2 protein-coding genes are annotated in these 2,076 nt (G+C 57.7%); both read right to left on the bottom strand.

All coding sequences use genetic code 11. The annotated features are described in order from the left end of the window. Nucleotides 1-299 precede the first annotated feature (299 nt). A complete protein-coding gene (locus BW995_RS20135; protein ID WP_076402223.1) occupies nt 300-1,130 on the bottom strand; it encodes a flagellin in 831 nt (276 codons plus the stop codon). 430 nt (nt 1,131-1,560) lie between these two features. Next, nucleotides 1,561-2,076, bottom strand: a 516-nt coding sequence (locus BW995_RS20130; RefSeq protein ID WP_281251154.1) for a flagellin, incomplete at its 5' end; no start/stop codon positions are given.

Below are 2,076 nucleotides of genomic sequence, written 5' to 3'. Positions count from 1 at the left end.
CTGGACTGTTCACTGCTGTTGGCGTTCAGGAAACGCAGGGCAGAGTTGGCAGCGGTATTGGTGCTAATGACGGGCATAATGAACGACTCCATTCGAGAAGCTGCCGCGACCATTCACGGCGGAACCAGTCTTCGGACCGGCTTTTCATTGGGTAATACGGCCCCGCTTTTCTTTCCTGGCGCGTTTCCCGAAAGTTTTTTCGTCATTTCGAACAGGGTGATCACAACAAAACAAATCCCCGCACCACCGGGAGGGAGGTAGTGCGGGGATTCCGTGTTTGAGCGGAGAAACGGGTAGAATTAGCGCAGCAGGTCCAGCAGGTTCTGCGGCATTTCGTTGGCCGAGCTGAGCGCCGCAATCGCCGCCTGGGTCTTCACTTCCGCCGACGACAGCTTGGTCTGCTCGGTCGCCACGTCGGTATCGGTGATCGCCGAATTCGCTGCCTCGGTGTTTTCGATCGAGGTGGCGATGGTGTCCGCACGGAACTCGAAGCGCGACATCGATGCACCGATTTCAGCCCGCGAGCTGGAAACGGTGTCGATTGCGGCATCAATGGCGGTCAGGGCAGCCTGAGCATCCGACTGGGTGCCGACGTTAATGGTAGAGGCATCCACCCCCAATTCGGTCGTATCAACATTATCAATCGTAACGCTGATGACGTCGGTGGTCGAGGTGCCGACCATGAAGTCAACGCCCGAAGCCATCGAGCCGGTACCATCGAGCAGCGATTCACCGTTGTAGCGGGTGCCTTTGGCAATACCGTCGATTTCTTCCTGCAGTTCCGAGAATTCAGCCTGCAGGTAGGTCCGCTGGTCATCGGTCACCGAGCCGGAGTTCGACTGGGTGGCCAGAGCCTTCATGCGTTCCAGGATGTCGGCAATGTTGGACATGCCGCCGTCAGCAATCTGCAGGATCGACGACGCCTGCGACGCGTTGGTCGCCGCCTGGTTCAGGGTGGTCACGTCCGAGGACAGGCCGGTCGAGATGGCCAGACCGGCGGCATCATCGGAAGCCTTGTTGATGCGCGAGCCGCTGGCAATTTTCGACAGCGAGCTGGACTGTTCACTGCTGTTGGCGTTCAGGAAACGCAGGGCGGAGTTGGCAGCGGTATTGGTACTAATGACGGGCATGGTGTACGACTCCATTCGAGAAGTTGCCGTGACCATTCACGGCCAAACCAGTCTTCGGACCGGCTTTTCAGTGGGTAATACGACCCCGTATTTCTTTCCTGGCGCAATTCCCTCGCCTTTTTCGACCAAAAGTAAAAATAATGCGACCAAAGTATGCATACAAAGTACCAACCCTTTGCCTACGACCAATAGCCCGAGAGGATGAAGACTCCCTGACCCTGGACCAGCGCGCGTTAAATCTGACGCAGGCACGCTGGTCTAGCGCCGCATTTTCCGAGCCGTTGACCGTAGGCGGTCAACTTGAAAATGCTCAAAGAATCGGTGGGCCAATACAAAAAGCCCTGCGCTCGCAAACAAGAGCGCAGGGCTTGATAAGCGTGTCAGGCAGAATGCAGTGGAAAGAGGATCTTCCACCGCGACCTGGCAACCGTTAACGCAGCAGGTCCAGCAGGTTCTGCGGCATTTCGTTGGCCGAGCTGAGCGCAGCAATAGCCGCCTGGGTCTTCACTTCCGCCGACGACAGCTTGGTCTGCTCGGTCGCCACATCGGTATCGGTGATCGCCGAATTCGCTGCCTCGGTGTTTTCGATCGAGGTGGCGATGGTGTCCGAGCGGAATTCGAAGCGGGACATCGACGCACCGATTTCCGCACGGGAACTCGCCACAGAGGTAATCGCGGCATCAATGGCGGTCAGAGCCGTCTGGGCACCCGACTGGGAGCTGACGTTGATGGCAGAGGTATTCACACCCAGTTCGGTCGAATCAACGTCGTCGATCTGCACGCTGATGACGTCGGTGGTCGAGGTACCGACCATGAAGTCAACGCCCGAAGACATCGAGCCGGTACCATCGAGCAGCGATTCACCGTTGTAGCGGGTGCCTTTGGCAATACCGTCGATTTCTTCCTGCAGTTCCGAGAATTCAGCCTGCAGGTAGGTCCGCTGGTC

Source organism: Insolitispirillum peregrinum (genome assembly GCF_900156605.1).
GTDB lineage: Bacteria > Pseudomonadota > Alphaproteobacteria > Rhodospirillales > Rhodospirillaceae > Insolitispirillum > Insolitispirillum peregrinum.
This window is presented reverse-complemented; position numbering and strand designations above follow the sequence as displayed.